This window comes from Streptomyces sp. NC-S4 (genome assembly GCF_054353315.1).
Map to the genome: position 1 here is coordinate 8,170,308 of NZ_CM135937.1, position 16,479 is coordinate 8,186,786.

Sequence of the window (16,479 nt, forward strand, 5' to 3'; positions counted from 1 at the left end):
GACAACACGGAACATCCGCGGCCGGTATCCTGACTCCCGGATCCCCGCGTGCTGCCCGCCTTCCCGACAGACCTCGTCAGTGGCGTGTGGACGGCAGCACACTCCCCGGTCACAGTGGCGGGACCGTGCCGGTTTCTCACCGGCTTCCCTGCACCGCGGACCTTGTGGCACGAACATATAGTTGGACGTCCTAGTAAGTCCAGGGCCGCCGCCGCGCGCCTTCCGTCCGGCCGCGCCGCCCGTCCGGTCGTGCCGTCCGTGGGCTGACGCCCGCTCAGCCCCGGGCCGGGACGTCGTTCCTGGTCACCGGGTACGGGACGAAGGTGCTGCTGTTCTCGTCGACGGCCAGCGCCCGCCCGAGCGGCGGCACGGCCCGCTGCGGACAGTCGAGCCGTTCGCACAGGCGGCAGCCCATGCCGATGGGGGTGGCGGCCGCCGCGTTGTCGAGGTCCAGCCCGTCGGCGTACACGAGCCGCGAGGCGTGCCGGATCTCGCAGCCGAGCCCGATCGCGAAGGTCTTGCCGGGCTCGCCCCAGCCGCCGCGGTGGCGGGTGACGGCCCGGGCGGTCCACAGGTACCGCTGCCCGTCGGGCATGGCGGCCACCTGGACGTGGATGCGGCCGGGCGCGGCGAACGCCTCGTACACGTTCCACAGCGGGCAGGTACCGCCCGCGCGGGAGAAGTGGAATCCGGTCGCCGACTGCCGCTTGGACATGTTCCCGGCCCGGTCCACCCGGACGAAGGAGAAGGGCACCCCGCGCAGCCTGGGCCGTTGCAGGGTGCTCAGCCGGTGGCAAACCGTCTCGTAGCCGATGCCGAAATGGTCGGTGAGCCGCTCGATGTCGTAGCGGAACTCCTCGGCGGCCGCGTGGAAGGCGCGGTACGGGAGGATCAGCGCGCCCGCGAAGTGGTTGGCGATGCCGATCCGCGCGAGGGCGTGGACGGGGGTGCCGGGCGGGAAGTCCTCGGCGGCCAGCCGGTCCAGTTCGTCCCCGTACTCGATCAGCGCCAGCTGGGTGGCCATCCGGAACGCCTGCTGCCCCGGCCGGAGCCGGTTCGACAGGTGCAGTACCCGGGCGGCGGGGTCGTAGTGGTGCAGCCGGTCGGAGTCCGTGGCCGTCCGGATCCCGTGCCGGTCGGAGAGCCGACGGGCCAGCGCGCCGATGACGTCCCCCGGACGGATGCCGATCGCGGCGGCGAGGTCCTCGGCGGCGACGTCGGTGTCGTGCAGGTAGTTCTGCCGCCGGTAGAAGAACTCGCGGATCTCCTCGTGGGGCGAGCGCGGGCTGTCGGCGGCCAGGTCCCGGCCGTCGGCCGCGTCGGCGAGGCGCTCGGCCAGGAGCTGGCTGCGCCGGCCCAGGTCCAGCAGGACCGAGGCGACCGCGGGCATACGGGTGGCCAGTTCGGCCAGGTCGGAGGGGGAGACGCGGGCCTCGGCCACCTCGTTGGCGAGCGCCTCGCGCAGGTCGGCGACCAGCCGGCTGGTGTCGCGTTCGGAGAAGAAGCCCGGATCCACGCCGAAGGCCTCGGTGAGGCGCAGCAGGACCGGAACGGTGAGCGGCCGGGAGTCGTGCTCCATCTGGTTGAGGTAGCTGGGGGAGATGGCGAGCACCCGCGCCAGGTCGGCCTGGGTCATCCGCCGCTCCTCGCGCAGCCGCCGCAGCCGCGCTCCCGCGTACGTCTTGCCCACCGCACTCCCTCACCGTCTGCCGGACCGGACACGCGCCGCCAGGATACGGCGATCTTCGCGGCCGACGAGCTTCGCAACCTTGGCAATTCCGGGGCCGAAGATTCGCAGAGCTTGGCAGATGTACCTCCTTGATGGCACTCAGTGTCAGTGTCAGAGTCGGTGCTGCGGCCCGCCGGACACGGCGGCCGGGACGAGCCGACTGGCCCGATTCACGCCCTGATTTCGGCCATCCAGGCGGTTCGATCCGGCGGTTCGGCAGCATTGCTCAGCTTCGGCCCATGGTCGGGTTCGGCGGCCGCAGCTCCACATCAGGCACAGAGTGCCAAGACATCGGGTTCATGACCCGGCACATTGGCAAGACCAGCGACGGATGGAAACGGTGACGGTCATGGCAGAGGCGAACACGACGGCGGCGGCCGAGCAGCTGGGGCAGCGGTGGGCCGAAGACCCCCGCTGGGCGGGCATCGAGCGCACCTACACGGCCGAGGACGTGGTGCGGCTCTCGGGCAGCGTCCGCGAGGAGCACACGCTGGCCCGGCGCGGCGCCGAACGGCTGTGGCGACAGCTCCACGAGCAGGACTACATCCACGCCCTCGGCGCGCTCACCGGCGGCCAGGCGGTCCAGCAGGTGCGGGCCGGACTCCAGGCCATCTACCTCTCCGGCTGGCAGGTGGCCGCCGACGCGAACCAGGCCGGGCACACCTACCCGGACCAGAGCCTGTACCCGGTCAACTCGGTCCCGCAGGTGGTGCGCCGCATCAACAACGCGCTGCTGCGCGCCGACCAGATCACCACCGCCGAGGGCGGCACCGACACGACGGACTGGCTCGCGCCGATCGTCGCGGACGCCGAGGCCGGCTTCGGCGGCCCCCTGAACGCCTTCGAGCTCACCAAGGCGATGATCGCGGCGGGTGCGGCCGGCATCCACTACGAGGACCAGCTGGCCTCCGAGAAGAAGTGCGGCCACCTCGGCGGCAAGGTCCTCGTCCCGACCTCGCAGCACGTGCGCACCCTCAACGCGGCCCGCCTGGCGGCCGACATCGCCGACACCCCGACCCTGATCATCGCCCGCACGGACGCCCTCGCGGCCACCCTCCTGACCAGCGACGTCGACGAGCGCGACGCGGAGTTCTGCACGGGCGAGCGCACCGCCGAGGGCTTCTACCACGTACGCAACGGCATGGCCCCGGTCATCGCCCGCGGCCTCGCCTACGCCCCGTACGCCGACCTGATCTGGGTGGAGACCGGCACCCCCGACCTGGAGCAGGCCCGCGAGTTCGCCGAGGCGATCCACGCTCAGTACCCCGACCAGATGCTGGCCTACAACTGCTCGCCGTCCTTCAACTGGAAGGCCGCGCTCGACGACGACCAGATCGCCAAGTTCCAGCGGGAGCTCGGCGCGATGGGATACCGCTTCCAGTTCATCACCCTGGCCGGCTTCCACTCCCTCAACCACGGCATGTTCGACCTTGCCCGCGGCTACGCCGAACACGGCATGACCGCCTACGTCGACCTCCAGGAGCGCGAGTTCGCCGCCCAGGCCCAGGGGTTCACCGCCGTCAAGCACCAGCGCGAGGTCGGCACCGGCTACTTCGACCTCGTCTCCACCGCCGTCAACCCGGCCTCCTCCACCACCGCGCTCTCCGGCTCCACCGAGGAAGAGCAGTTCCACTAGACCGTCCGACCATCCGGCCGTCCCTTCGCCGACTCCTTCCGACGGGTGCCCGGGGGACTTCCCCTCGGGCACCGCCCACCGCCCCCGCTGAGGAGAACCGCATGCCCCTCTCTCCACTGACCCGCAGCGTCCAGGTCCTCGGTGCGCCGGGTGAGCGCTTCGAGGAGATCCTGACCCCCGAGGCCCTGGAGTTCATCGGACGGCTCGACACCGCGTTCGCGGACCGCCGCCTGGAGGTCCTCAAGGAACGCGACCGCCGCTCGGGCCACCTGGCCGGCGGCACCCCGCTCGACTTCCCCCTCGCCACCCGCGCCCTCCGCGAGGACACGCACTGGCGCGTCGCCCCGCCCGCGCCCGGCCTCACCGACCGCCGCGTCGAGATCACCGGACCGCCCGAGCGGCGGATGGCCGTCAACGCCCTCAACTCCGGTGCCAAGGTCTGGATGGCCGACTTCGAGGACGCCACCGCCCCGGCCTGGGCCAACGTCATCGGCGGCCAGCTGACCCTGCTCGACGCCATCGAACGCCGCATCGACTTCACCACCCCGGAGGGCAAGGAATACCGCCTCGGCGAGCGGCTCGCGACCATCATGGTCCGACCGCGCGGCTGGCACCTCCTCGAAGAGCACCTGGAGATCGACGGACGGCCCCTGTCCGCGTCCCTCGTCGACTTCGGCCTGTACTTCTTCCACTGCGCCCAGCGGCAGATCGACGCCGGCCACGGCCCGTACTTCTACCTGCCCAAGCTGGAGAACCGGTACGAGGCGCGCCTGTGGAACGACGTCTTCCTCCTCGCCCAGGAACTTCTCGGCATCCCCCGCGGCACCGTCCGTGCCACCGTCCTCATCGAGACGATCACCGCCGCCTTCGAGATGGAGGAGATCCTCCACGAGCTGCGCGAGCACAGCGCGGGACTGAACGCGGGCCGCTGGGACTACCTCTTCAGCCTGATCAAGACCTTCGGCCACCGCACCGACTTCCAGCTGCCCGACCGGGCCGAGGTCACCATGTCCGCCCCCTTCATGCGGGCCTACACCGAGCTGCTGGTCCGCACCTGCCACCGGCGCGGCGCCCAGGCCATCGGCGGGATGGCCGCCCACGTCCCCAGCCGGGACGCGGAGGCGAACGCCGCCGCCTTCGCCAAGGTGCGCCTCGACAAGGAGCGGGAGGCCGAGGACGGCTTCGACGGCTCCTGGGTGGCCCACCCCGGACTGGTCCCCGTCTGCCGCGAGGTCTTCGACGGAGTCCTGGGGGAGTGGCCGAACCAGCTGGACCGGACCCGCGAGGACGTCGAGATCACGGCGGCCGACCTGCTGTCCGTACGCCGGATCGCCGCGCCCCCCACCCGGGAGGGCATCCGCTCGAACGTCGCCGTGGCCCTGCGCTACTTCGACGCCTGGCTGCGCGGCAGCGGCGCCGTGGCCCTGTACGGCCTGATGGAGGACGCGGCGACCGCCGAGATCGCCCGCGTCCAGATCTGGCAGTGGCTGCGCCACGACCGTATCGACCGGGCGACGGTCCTCGACCTCCTCGACGCCGAATGCGCGGCCCTGGAGGAGGAGAACCCGCGGGCCCGGGTCACCGAGGCCAGGGAGGTCTTCGTGAACAGCGCGCTCACCCCGCGCCTGCCCGCCTTCTTCACCCCCGAGGCCTACACCCGCCACCTCGTCCGCCGGACGGAGAACCACTCATGACCCCGCCGATCGCACCGATCGCGTCGATCCGCCGGGTCGGCATCGTGGGCGGCGGCCAGATGGGCGCCGGCATCGCCGAGGTGTGCGCCCGGGCAGGCCTCGACACCGTCGTCGCCGAGTCCGACGCCACCGCCGCCCGGGTCGCCCGGGAGCGCGTCGCCGTCTCCCTCGAACGGGCCGTGCAGCGCGGCAAACTGGACCGGATCTCCGCCGAGGACGCCCTGGCCCGGCTCGTGTTCACCGGCGACCTGGAGGATCTCGCCGACCGGCAGCTCGTCGTCGAGGCCGTCACCGAGAACCCCGAAGCCAAGATCGAGGTCTTCGCCGGACTCGACAAGATCGTGGCGGACCCGGAGGCGATCCTCGCCACGAACACCTCCGCCATTCCCATCATGCGCCTGGGCATGGCCACCGGCCGCGCCGACCGGGTCGTGGGCCTGCACTTCTTCAACCCCGTCCCCGTCCTGCCTCTGGTCGAGGTCGTCTCCTCCCTCCACACCTCGCGCGACACCCTCGACGCCGTTGAGGCCTTCGCCCGCGACACCCTGGGCAAGACCACCGTCCGCTCCCAGGACCGGGCCGGCTTCGTGGTCAACGCGCTGCTGATCCCCTACCTCCTCTCGGCCATCCGCATGGCCGAATCCGGGTTCGCATCCACCGAGGACGTGGACGCCGGAATGGAACTGGGCTGCGCCCACCCGATGGGCCCGCTCAAACTCGCCGACCTGATCGGCCTGGACACCGTCGCGGCCATCGCGGAATCCCTCTACGAGGAGTTCAAGGAACCCCTGTACGCGCCGCCCCCGCTCCTCCAGCGGATGGTGCAGGCGGGTCTGCTCGGCCGCAAGAGCGGCCGCGGGTTCCACACATACGGCCGGGGCTGAGGGGCCCCGGCGGTCTCCAGGGCAGAGGGTGCGCCGGAGACGTACGGGAGTGGCGCGGGTGGGGCGAGTGGTGTCGCCGCACCCGCGCCGCTCCGCGTACCGGAGTCCGGGACCGCCGGCCGCGATCAGGCGGGCCGGGTCAGCAACTGCGCCAGGTGGTCGGCGAATTCCGTGATCCGGTCGAGCAGCGGGCCGCCGCGGGCGACCCGGAAGCCGTGCCGGCGGGCCCAGAAGGCGGCCTGCACCGCGTGGAGTTGGGCCCAGCGCCGGACGCGTTCGCGTTCGAGCTCCGCGGCCTCGACGAAGAGGTCCAGGGTGCGGTGGACGGCCTTGCCGAGGTCCTCGGCCTCGATGAGCGACAGGGCGCGCGTCTTGAGCAGCGTGCCGCCGTCGTAGGCGGGGTCTCCCGCACAGCCCTTGGGATCGACCGCGAGCCACGGCTCCCTCTCCGCCCGCAGGATGTTCCGGGCGTGCAGGTCGCCGTGGATCAGGACGTCCGGCTGGGTGCGCCCCAGCTCGCGCACGGTCGCCACCGCCGCGTCCACCACGTACCGCGGCAGCGTGTGTGCCAACTCGCTCTCGTCCTGGCGTAGTTGCTCCTCCCAGGAGTCGGCCTGCTCCCGCAGCCGGGGGAGATGGGCCGGCGCCGGGACGGCCAGCCGGCGGCTGAGCCGCCCCGCCACCGTCATCACCTCGTCGCCGTCCCCGACCCCCTCCAGCGTGACCGACCGGACCCGCTCCAGCAGCATCGCGAAACGCTCGTCGTCGCGCTCGTGCAGCAGGACGGCTCCGCGCCCGCCCCACGCCTCGAACGCGTCGGGCTCGTGGACGTTGCCGGGATGCGGGAAGGAGACCTTCAGCACGGCCGGCTCCGCGTCCCGCCGCAGCACGGGAACGATGATCCCGACGCCCCCGTGCATCACCTCGCCGTCCGGTACGCACTCCCAGCGTTCCAGTAACTCGTCGACGATCAGCGGCAGTTCGGCGAGCCATGCGGATCCGGCCGCTCCCTCGCGCTCGACGGTGCAGCGCGTGAACATTTCCGGTGTCTCGATCATCCCGGTACCTTACGCTGGGCCGCATGATCCGGATTCCTGTCCGTCCACGACCGGCCCTCGGGGCAACTTCGAGCCGCCGGGGGCGCTGAGATGCCGCCCGTCACCCACCGACTCACCCCCGCCGCGGCCGTCCCCTTCGCCCTCCGGGAGCAGATGGCCGAGGACTTCGTGGCCGCCGCACGCCGCTTCGCTCTTCAGGCCGGCGCCGACCGGCTGACGATCGACAACCCGATGGCGCGGGGGTTCTTCTCCTTCCGGTCCCGCCCGGCCCCGAGCGCCCCATCGCTGGCGAGGTTGTTCCCTCCCCACCGGCCCGGCTCGTCCGGCCCGCTCCCACCGTCCGGTTACCACGACGGCGCGCGCGTTCCGCTCGACACCGGCCTGGAACTGCTGCGGGCCGTGCTGCTGCGCGAAGGCCCCTGGTGCCGCCTGCACACCGAGGAAGGGTTCTTCCTCCACGTCGGGGAACGGAACGACCTCTACGTCGGGGGTCCTGCCGCGTACGCGGAGGCCGCGGCGCACGCCCGCCGATCGGGCCTGACCGTCGAACCGGTCGAACGCTCCCCGTACGACCCCGCCCTCGATGAGACCGACCCCCAGCCGCCCGCGGACGCGGCCTTCTGGACGGCGCTCCACCGCCTGGTCGCCGAGCACGGCGGGGTGCTGGTCGAGGAGCGGTACGCCGGCGGCGACCACCGCTGGCACCGGCCGACCACGGCCGCCGAGATCTCCGGGGTGAGAGCGCTGCTGACCCCGCGGGCCCGGCTGGCGGTGTGGCCGGACCTTACCGACGACATCGAGGCGGTCCGCGCCGCCGTCCTGCGCTCGGAACGGCTCGAACTCCTGGTCCAGCAGCGTCCCGACGGGATCCCCTGGGCGCGCCTCGCCGAGCCCTGGATGGGCTGCACCGACATCGCCTTCCCGGTGATCGGGAGCGGTCCGGGGTGCCGGGCCGGCCTGGTCCCGCTGGCACCGGCCGATCGCCGCCCCCTGCTCGCCGGAGTGCTGCCGGACGCCGACGGCGTCGTACGGGCCCGCTGGCGCACGAACCGCACCCCGGCCGACGAGCGGCGGGCCCTGCTCGGGTCGCTGCGGACCGGGGACGTGGTGACCGGCACCGTCGTGAGCGGCCTGGACGACGTCGGCGTGCACGTGGACCTGGACCTGGAGCCGGGAGACGAGCAGGGGTGGCCCCTGGGCTTCCTGCGCGTCCCCGAAATGTCCTGGGAGTCCTTCGAGGACGTGGACGAGGTGGCCCCGATCGGCCGGCGGATCCGCGCCGAGGTCCTCCACGTCGACCTGGAGTGGGAGCGCGCGAGCCTGTCCGTCAAGGCACTGCACCCGGACCCCTGGCGCGGCCTCGCCGAAGCCCTCCGGGTCGGCGACACCTTCCCCGGCACCGTCACCAGGACCATTGCGTTCGGTGTGTTCGTGCGCATCGCACCGGGTGTCGAGGGCCTGGTCCACGAGACCGAGTTCGCCGGCAGGACCTTCGAGGCAGGGGACGGCGTACGCGTCACCCTGCGCGCCGTGGACCTGGAGCGGCGCCGGATCGGCCTTTCCCCGGCCCCGGAGGCCTGAGCGGGCGGCCGCCGGTGGTGCTCAATCCAGGAGGGAGAGCGCCCCGGCGGCCGCGAAGCCGAGCACGGTCGACAGGCCCGCGAGTCTGCGGCCCAGCTCGTAGGCCTCCGGCATCATCGAGTTCGCGAGCATGGTCAGGACCGCCCCGGCCGTGAACGCCTGTACCAGCCGGCCCTCGGTGCCGGGGACGAACCCCACCAGCCCGTAGCCCAGCGCGGCGCACGCGCCCGAGATCGCCGTGATGCCCCACCAGATCCGGTACACCACGCCCGGCTGCCGTCCCTCCTCCCGCATGCCCGCGGTGGCGCCGAGGCTCTCCGGGAGGTTCGACAGGAACACCGCCGCCAGGAACGGCACGCTGATCGAGCCGCCGGCGGCCAGGCCCATCCCCAGCACCAGGGATTCGGGTATCCCGTCGAGCAGGGCACCGAGCACGATGGAGCGGTTCGCGTTGTGCGCGCTCCCGGCCGATCGCTGCGTCGTGGCCTTCTGGGCCACGGCTCCGTCGAGGAGGAAGAAGGTGAGGGCGCCGACGCCGACGGCCAGGAAGTCCCACGCGCTCTCGAAGCGCTCCCGGGGCACGAGCTCGTACGCCACGGCCGCGATCAGCGCTCCCGCGCCGAACCCCAGGACCAGTCCGGTCACCCTCGTCGACGGACGCCAGCGCAGCGCCAGCCAGGCGCCGATGACCAGGGAGAATGCCGCCAGAGCACCCCATCCGGCCGCCGCGAGAGCGTTCATCGGACCTCCTGGACGGCCGTCCCGCACGGCGAGGGCGAGCGGTGCCCATGCTCCGGGCCGCCGTGCGCCCCGCCATCCCCCGCACCGGGTGACCGACTGGTGATCACCACCGATCACCGGTTCAGTGGTGAGCGTGGGCCGATCACAGTGCGTATCCCCGCGGGAACCCCGGTGACCTCCATGGAGCACCGCGCCCCGACCGGCGACCCCATGCTCACGGCCAGGTTCGCGCCGCCGGCCGTACCGAAACTGCTGGTCCAGCGGCCCGAACTGCTGAAGCGGCTGACGGCCGGGGCGCAGGGGCCGCTCACCCTCATCAACGGTCCGGCCGGATCGGGCAAGACGGTGCTCACCGCCCACTGGGCGGCCGGCGGACGCGCGTCGCGTCCCCCCATCTGGCTCACCGTCGAACCCGACGACGCCCCCGGTGCCTTCTGGGCGTACGTCCTGGAGGCCCTCCACCGGGGCGGGGTGGCCCTGCCGGCCGCCGTGGGCAGGCCGACCCGCGCCGAAGGGGTGACCCGGTCGTTCCTGGTCCGCCTGGCGGACGGGCTGGCCGCGTCCGCACAGCCCGCCGTCCTCGTCCTCGACCAGTTCGACCCCACCCAACCGCCCGCGACGGCCGAGGGACTGGACTTCGTGCTCCGGCACGCGGCCGGCGGCCTGCGCATCGTGCTCACCAGCCGGTCGGATTCCCTGCTGCCCCTGCACCGCTACCGCGCGGCCGGCGAGATCACGGAGATCCGGCACGCCGACCTCCGGTTCACCGACGCGGACGCCGAGGCGCTGCTGGGCGAGCACCGGCTGGACATCTCACCCGCCGGGATCCGTCTGCTCATGGAGCGGACCGAGGGATGGGCGGCCGGGGTACGGCTGTGCGCCCTCGCGATGCAGCGCAGCGTCGACCCGGAGGCGTTCCTGCGCCAGTTCGCGGCCGACCGGACCACGATCGCCGACTACCTCCTCACCGAGGTGCTCGACGCACAGCCGCCCCCCACCCAGGACCTGCTGCTGCGCGTCTGCGTCACGGACCGCGTCCACCCGGAGCTCGCGGACGCGCTGACCGGCCGGGACGACGGCGCACGGACCCTGGCGCGGCTGGCCCGCGACAACGCGTTCCTGGAGCAGATCGACGCCTCGGCCTGGTACCGGCTGCACCCGCTGTTCGCCGAGGTCCTGCGCGCGCACCTGAGGCAACGCTGCCCCGGGCTGGAACCCCGGTTGCACGGGCGGGCGGCGCGCTGGCTCGCCCGGACCGGACGGCTCACGGAGGCGGCGCTCCAGGGCACTGCCGCCGGGGACTGGCAGTTCGCGGCGGCCCAGCTCGTCGACAACCTGGCGCTCGGCCGCCTCCTCACCGGCCTGGAGGCCGATCCGCTGGGCCGGGCCTTCGCCGGGATGCCGGCCGGGACGGCCGGAGCGGCGCCCGCACTCGTCGGCGCGGCCTGCCGGCTCGCCGGACAGGACCTGCCCGGATGCGAGGCCGCACTGCGCCGGGCCGACGCCTGTCTGGCGGACGGATCCCCCACGGACGCCTCCCTCGTGGACCCCGCCGGTCCGGCGACGCGGTTCGGCCGCGCCTTCCTCGGCGTACTCGCCGGCCGCCCGGCCGACGACGTGACCGGTATCGAACGGGCCGCCGCCGACGCCGAGCGACTGCTGCGGGAGCTGCCTGCGCACCTGGTCGCCGAGCGCCCCGAGCTCCGCGCCCTGCTGCTGGCGCACCTCGGCGCCGTCGAGCTGGGCGCGGGGCGCCTGGACCGGGCCGAATCCACCCTCGCGGCCGCCGTCGCCGCGTGCGGGCGGCCGGGCACGGAGTCCCCGCACTGGGCCGCCCTCGGCTCGCTGGCCCTGACCGAACTGCTGCGCGGCCGGCTGCGGCGGGCGGCCGAGCACGCCCGCGCCTCGCTCGCCCTCGCCGAGCGTTCCGCCCTTCCGCCCGAGCGCCGGGCCGGGATCGAGCACCTCGTCCTGGCGGGCGTGGCCGTCGAGCAGGACGACCTGCCGGCCGCCCGCCACCACTTCGACCTGGCGACCGCCGCACCGGGGCCGCGGTGGGATCCCGCGACCGCCGTCCGGGCCGCCGTCATCGGAGCCCGGATCTCGGCGGCCGAGGGCGACGGGGACGCGGCGCTCGCCGCCCTGCGCGCGGTCGGCCCGGAAGGACTGCCCGCCCGGGCGTTGGACGAGCTGGCCGTGGCCGAGTCGGCCGTGCACCTGGCGCGCGACGACGCCGCCGGGGCCCTGCGGGTCCTCGATGCGTCGGAGGACCCGGACGGCGACCGGCCGGAGCACGCGGTGGCGCGGGCCCGGGCCCTGCTGGCCGCCGGCCGCGGCGCGTGCGCGGCGCAGGCGCTGGCGGGCGTACCGGAAGACGCCGGCGCCACCACCGCGGTACGGGCTCACGCGCACCTGCTCCACGCGCGGATCGCCGCGGCGGACGGAGACCACCCGCAGGCGCACCGGCGCCTCGGCGAGGCGCTGGCGCTCGCCCGCCCCGAGGAACTGCGCCGGATGTTCGCCGAGAGCGGTCCATGGGTGCACCGGACCCTGGGCCGGGACCCGGGACTGGCACGAGCGCACGGCTGGCTGACCCCCCGCGCCGCGGCCCGTACGGCGCGCGCGCCGCGCGGTGAGGGGCAGACGCCGGTGGTGGAGCCGCTGAGCGCGCGGGAGACCGAGGTGCTGCGCAAGGCCGCGGAGCTGTTGTCCACCGAGGAGATCGCGGCCGAGCTGTACGTATCGGCCAACACGGTCAAGACCCACCTGAAGAGCATCTACCGCAAGCTCTGCGTCTCCCGGCGCAGCGAGGCCGTCCACCGGGCGCAGGATCTCGGGATGCTCTGAGCCGGGAGCGGGGCCGCCGTCGACGCGCTTCTCGCCCGCACCGGGCGATGCCGAGCGCGGGGCGGGGGCCGACGATGGCGGGTGGAGGCCGGGAGGGCCCGGGCCCTCGCACCGGTCCGGGCCCGCGCACCGGTCCCGGCCCGCGCAGCGGCCGGGCCCCGAAGCCTTCGTTCCGAGAGGAGTGGGTGCCCTCATGCGCTACGAATTCCGCATCTCGGGGGTCGTACCGGACACGCTCGCCGCGAGCTTTCCCGAGCTCGACCGGACCCCCGTACCGGAGCAGACGCTCCTGTTCGGCAGCGTGGTGGACGAGGCCCACCTGTACGGGCTCCTCACCCGCTTCCAGTCCCTGGGCCTGCGGGTGCTCGAAATGCGCCGGCTGCCCGCCTGAGCGGGAGCCGCACGGCGCGCACGGCGCGTCCGGGCGAAGACCACCCGCTTCGGGTGATCACAGGAACCGGCCCGCCGGACGACACTGCGATGTGGGCACCGAAGCCTGTGACCGACGAGCCGGAGCATGAGCCGGAGCAGGACGGTCCTGCGCTGTACCGCCAACTGTGAGGTGAATTCCATGGGCCAGCCGACACCGACCGGGGGAAACTGGAACACCGGCCCTGCGCCGGGCAGCAACGCACCGTCGTTCCCGAGCGGCGACAGCCAGGGTGCGGGGAACGTGGGCACGATGTTCGCCGCGGTCCTCCTCCTGGTGACCGGGTGCCTCGCGATCTTCCAGGGCATCGCGGCCATCGCCAACGACGACGTCTACGCACGCATCGGAAGCTACGTCTTCGAGTTCGACCTCACGGCGTGGGGCTGGATCCACCTCATCGTCGGGATCATCGTCGTCCTCACAGGCGTCGGCCTGTTCGCCGGGTCGAACCTGGCCAGGGGAGCCGGTATCGCACTGGCCGGCATCAGCGTGATCCTCAACTTCATGTGGCTGCCGTACCAGCCCTGGTGGTCGATCATCATCATCGCGATCGACGTATTCATCATCTGGGCCCTGTGCACGAGCTGGACGCACGCCACCGACTGACGCGTGGCACGCGGAGGCACCCGATCCGGCAACGGGTCGGGTGCCTCCGCGTGGCCTGCCTCGGCTAGGCAGCGCCCGTCATCCGGGCGTACACCACCACGTTGCTGTCGTAGTAGTGCTTCTTGGGGTCGAAGTTGCCGCCGCACGTGACCAGTCGCAGGCCCGCGTGGTCGATGTTCTTGTACACCTCCAGCGTGGGGAACTCGGCCTTCGGGTACTCCGCGACCTTGTCCACCGTGAACGTGACCGTCTTGCCGTCCTGTCGTGTCACCTTGATGGTGTCACCGCCCTTCATCGTCTTCAGCTTCTCGAACACGGCGGATGCGCCGTTCCACGTGACGTGCCCGGCGATCACGGCCGGTCCCTGGGAGCCGGGGGTCGGACCCGGTTCGTACCAGCCCGCGAGCGCGGGGTCCTTCGGGGTCTGCATGGTGCCGTCCGGGTTCTGCCGGAGCGTCTCCAGGGTGCTGGACATGTTGAGGGAGGGGATGGAGATCTTCTGCGGCGCCGACCGGGCCAGGGCCTGTTGGGCCTGCCCCGCGCCCGCGCCCGTGCCCGCACCCGAGTCCGAGCCCGTACCGGCGCCGGCGTCGCCCTTCGATCCCGCCGCGGGCGCGTTCCCGGCGGGCGGGGCACCTGCGGCGGCCGGTGCCCCGCCTTGCGCGTCCTGCCCCGCCGGGGTGGCGGGCTTCGCCGCGTCCTGGCCGCCGCACCCCGAGAGGAGGAGCCCGGCGAGGACGGCGGCCGCCAGCGGGCCCACGGTCCGGCGGCGCAGCCGCCCGGATGCCGGCTTCACGCGCCACCGCCGGTGGTCTCCCGGCGGACGGGGCCGATACCGGACCGCTTCCGCCCGATGATCACGGCACCCGCCACCACCGCGAGTACGGTGATCGCCACGCCGTCGCGCACCGTCACCGGTACCGCCGTGTGTTCTTCGGCGCCGCCGCCGGTCTCGATGCCGCCGACGGGGATCGACCCCACGGCCGCGCCCTTGACCTCTCCGCAGTTGGTCGGAGCGGTGGCCTCCTGGGGCAGCTTCGGGTCGAGTTCGCTCTTGCCGGCCCCCTCGAAGTCGTACTTCTTGTTCTTGTTGCGGTCGATGCCGTGCTGTACGACGTGCAGGTCCTTGATGTGGGTGACCACGTCCTGGCCGACCTCGATCGTCCGCTTGTAGCGGATCGTGCCCTGCGCGTCGGCGACCGGCATGCGCAGCACGTCGAGGCCGCTGGTGGGCTTGGTGTCCCCACCCGTGGTGAGCGAGATGTTGATGTCGCCGTAGTCGTGCGTGGCCTCGGTGTTGCTGAGAACCCCGTCGCCGTCCTTGTCGTCGGTCATGTCCGGGCAGTGGAAGTCGTGCCCCTTCGTCGAGCCGTGCAGGTGCTGGGCCGACGGTTGTCCGGGCACCATGCCCTTGGACTCGATCTGGACGGTGAGCTGGTTGCCCTTGAGGGTGAGCATGACCGTACCGCTGGAGCCCGAGTTGTTCAGCTGCGCCAGGTCGATCTGGTACGCCTTTCCGCCCTCCGCGAGGGCTGGTCCGGAAAGGCCGAGGGTCAGGGCCACGGCAGCGGGTATGGCGGCGAGAACCACGTGGCGACCGGCGCGCTTGACTATCACATTCGCTCCTGTTCCGTGGATCCCCAGTTCGGGAATCGCAGATCGTGCTGGATTACACGAGGCCCTGAAGAGGCTCTCGGTCCTCCTTCGGTGCCCCAACGCCTGCGGATGGGTGCCCATATGAAAAAATTTCGGTGAGTTTTTCGGCTGCTGAAGAGGGGCAGCCTTGCAGAGGCTTTCCGGCAATCGGCGCGATTCTGTATGCGGCGCACATCGGAACACGCTCACGCAGTGACCGGATCAGCGCGTCGCCCAGGACGCGGCCCAAGGTGTGTTCCCTGACAGTGCATGTCAGCGGCCTGCGTCAGGCCGCAGCGGCGCCTTCGCCGAGCAGCAGGGGATCGATCGAAAGAAACGTGCAACCGGATGCGCAGGGAGGAGGCCGAGGAATCCCTCCTCCCTGCGTCCGGGTCTGCAGTGCACCCGCCTATCGGTACTGGCCGAGGCGGGACCGAGCGCGTCAGGTGAAGGAGTCGGAACTCGGTCTCCCAGAAAGTAATCTGACCTCAATCCATTCGATTCTGCCGCATCTACGCACGCGCATACACCGCCTTAGAGATCATTCCGGTGGCCGACGGGTGTTGATCCCCGCCGCCCGGCCGGTCCGGTTCGGTCCCGACCTTTCTAGTCGTCCTGGCGGCGGCGGGACGAATAGTTGACCTCTGATGCTAAGAAATGCCGTCGGGGCTACGCGTGCACCGGGAAGGAGGCCTGGAAGGCGAGCCGGCCGTCGGCGCCGTCGCCGATGCGCGTGAGCAGATCGTCGAACGCGAGGTACTCCGCCCAGTGCTGACCATCCGTCACCCGCGCCAGGCGGGCGATCACGAGGTCTTCGAGCTCCTGGAGGCGCTTGTTCTTCCAGACCTTGTCGGCCGTGCTCACCAGCAGGTCCTCCAGTGTCGTGCCGGGAGCCGTCCACGAGGCGTGGGTTCCGGCGAAGCGGGCCAGGTCCGCCCCGAACCCGCGGGCCAACAGCAGCTCACGGCCCGCCTCTTCGTGCAGGGAGCCGGGCCCGGACAGCTCCGCGGGGTGCACGGTCTTGCCGATGTCATGGGTCGCGGCCCCGAAGAGCACGGCCGAGCGGTCGACGGTGATCCGCGGATGGCGACGGTCCAGCCATTCGACCAGTTCGACCGCCACGTCGTGCACGGCACGCAGATGGGCGGCCAGCCGCGGCGGTGCGTCGAGGGACCGGAGCAGCTCCGCGACCGCGGGCGGGAGCGGCCGGAGCGCCGGATCGGCAGGGGCGTGCAGGGCCTGGGACAGGGCATCGGCAAGGGGCATCGGTGCAGACTACCGACGGGCCACGGGTTGCCGACCGGCCGACGGACAGGGGCACTTTCGTGTTCGTGGCCACGACCGGTTGTCCGTGGCGGCAACTGCCACCGGGCTTCGGCGCGTCACCTGGCTCCGCTCCCGCAACATCACACCGCGCATCTCGCGCCGGGGCATCGAACCCTGCCGGCGCCTTGGCCGGCACCGTCGGACCGTGGACCGTGGAGCGCGCGGTGGCGTGGCTGTCCGTGTGCCGTGGTCTGCACCGTCGCTACGAGCAGAAGGCCGAACACTTCTTGGCCTTCGCCGGCATCGCCGCCGCCTGGATCTGCTACCGCAGCCTGACCGGCGAGACCTCCGAGCTGGAATGATCCTGCTGCA

The 16,479-nt window shown here is 72.5% G+C and carries 14 protein-coding genes and 1 riboswitch; of the genes, 8 read left to right on the forward strand and 6 right to left on the reverse strand.

What is annotated here, in order from left to right; all coding sequences use genetic code 11:
- Positions 1-2 precede the first annotated feature (2 nt).
- A riboswitch (cobalamin riboswitch) is annotated at positions 3-173 on the reverse strand.
- 101 nt (positions 174-274) lie between these two features.
- Positions 275-1,690 carry a short-chain fatty acyl-CoA regulator family protein gene (locus tag ACXNSR_RS36535; RefSeq protein ID WP_458639627.1) on the reverse strand — a complete coding sequence of 472 codons (1,416 nt, stop codon included), beginning with the start codon at positions 1,688-1,690 and terminating at the stop codon, positions 275-277.
- 388 nt (positions 1,691-2,078) lie between these two features.
- On the opposite strand from ACXNSR_RS36535, the gene aceA reads away from it, so the two are divergent.
- The 3 genes from aceA to ACXNSR_RS36550 all read left to right on the forward strand — a co-directional run bounded on the left by aceA (position 2,079) and on the right by ACXNSR_RS36550 (position 5,943).
- Positions 2,079-3,365: an isocitrate lyase gene (gene aceA / locus ACXNSR_RS36540; RefSeq protein WP_458639628.1), complete on the forward strand. Its 1,287-nt coding sequence runs from the start codon at positions 2,079-2,081 to the stop codon at positions 3,363-3,365.
- A gap of 101 nt (positions 3,366-3,466) precedes the next feature.
- Positions 3,467-5,059 (forward strand): malate synthase A, encoded by a 1,593-nt coding sequence (gene aceB, locus ACXNSR_RS36545; protein WP_458639629.1) that lies wholly within the window; start codon positions 3,467-3,469, stop codon positions 5,057-5,059.
- Complete coding sequence (locus ACXNSR_RS36550; protein ID WP_458639630.1) at positions 5,056-5,943, forward strand: 3-hydroxybutyryl-CoA dehydrogenase; 888 nt, start codon at positions 5,056-5,058, stop codon at positions 5,941-5,943. Before aceB ends, ACXNSR_RS36550 begins: the two co-directional genes overlap by 4 nt.
- A gap of 125 nt (positions 5,944-6,068) precedes the next feature.
- Here ACXNSR_RS36550 and ACXNSR_RS36555 read toward each other — a convergent pair whose 3' ends face one another.
- Positions 6,069-7,001: an aminoglycoside phosphotransferase family protein gene (locus tag ACXNSR_RS36555; protein WP_458639631.1), complete on the reverse strand. Its 933-nt coding sequence runs from the start codon at positions 6,999-7,001 to the stop codon at positions 6,069-6,071.
- A 90-nt stretch (positions 7,002-7,091) separates the two neighbouring features.
- Between ACXNSR_RS36555 and ACXNSR_RS36560 the strand changes: the two genes are divergently transcribed.
- Positions 7,092-8,582 (forward strand): S1 RNA-binding domain-containing protein, encoded by a 1,491-nt coding sequence (locus ACXNSR_RS36560; RefSeq protein ID WP_458639632.1) that lies wholly within the window; start codon positions 7,092-7,094, stop codon positions 8,580-8,582.
- 21 nt (positions 8,583-8,603) lie between these two features.
- On the opposite strand, the gene ACXNSR_RS36565 is transcribed toward ACXNSR_RS36560, so the two are convergent.
- A complete protein-coding gene (locus ACXNSR_RS36565) occupies positions 8,604-9,323 on the reverse strand; it encodes a ZIP family metal transporter (protein WP_458639633.1) in 720 nt (239 codons plus the stop codon).
- A 180-nt stretch (positions 9,324-9,503) separates the two neighbouring features.
- On the opposite strand from ACXNSR_RS36565, the gene ACXNSR_RS36570 reads away from it, so the two are divergent.
- From ACXNSR_RS36570 to ACXNSR_RS36580, 3 genes are all read left to right on the forward strand, one after another.
- Complete coding sequence (locus tag ACXNSR_RS36570; RefSeq protein ID WP_458643489.1) at positions 9,504-12,170, forward strand: LuxR C-terminal-related transcriptional regulator; 2,667 nt, start codon at positions 9,504-9,506, stop codon at positions 12,168-12,170.
- 193 nt (positions 12,171-12,363) lie between these two features.
- Positions 12,364-12,561, forward strand: a complete 198-nt coding sequence (locus ACXNSR_RS36575; protein ID WP_356791108.1) for a hypothetical protein — start codon at positions 12,364-12,366, stop codon at positions 12,559-12,561.
- A 180-nt stretch (positions 12,562-12,741) separates the two neighbouring features.
- Positions 12,742-13,206 (forward strand): DUF7144 family membrane protein, encoded by a 465-nt coding sequence (locus ACXNSR_RS36580; RefSeq protein ID WP_327739411.1) that lies wholly within the window; start codon positions 12,742-12,744, stop codon positions 13,204-13,206.
- 64 nt (positions 13,207-13,270) lie between these two features.
- Here ACXNSR_RS36580 and ACXNSR_RS36585 read toward each other — a convergent pair whose 3' ends face one another.
- From ACXNSR_RS36585 to ACXNSR_RS36595, 3 genes are all read right to left on the reverse strand, one after another.
- A complete protein-coding gene (locus tag ACXNSR_RS36585; RefSeq protein ID WP_458639634.1) occupies positions 13,271-14,002 on the reverse strand; it encodes a class F sortase in 732 nt (243 codons plus the stop codon).
- Entirely contained in the window at positions 13,999-14,823 is an 825-nt protein-coding gene (locus ACXNSR_RS36590; RefSeq protein WP_458639635.1) for a hypothetical protein, read from the reverse strand. Before ACXNSR_RS36590 ends, ACXNSR_RS36585 begins: the two co-directional genes overlap by 4 nt.
- 687 nt (positions 14,824-15,510) lie before the next feature.
- Positions 15,511-16,107, reverse strand: coding sequence for an HD domain-containing protein (locus ACXNSR_RS36595; protein WP_458639636.1), 597 nt, complete (start codon positions 16,105-16,107; stop codon positions 15,511-15,513).
- Between the two features lie 185 nt (positions 16,108-16,292).
- Between ACXNSR_RS36595 and ACXNSR_RS36600 the strand changes: the two genes are divergently transcribed.
- Positions 16,293-16,469 (forward strand): hypothetical protein, encoded by a 177-nt coding sequence (locus ACXNSR_RS36600; protein ID WP_458639637.1) that lies wholly within the window; start codon positions 16,293-16,295, stop codon positions 16,467-16,469.
- The last annotated feature ends 10 nt before the right edge of the window (positions 16,470-16,479 follow it).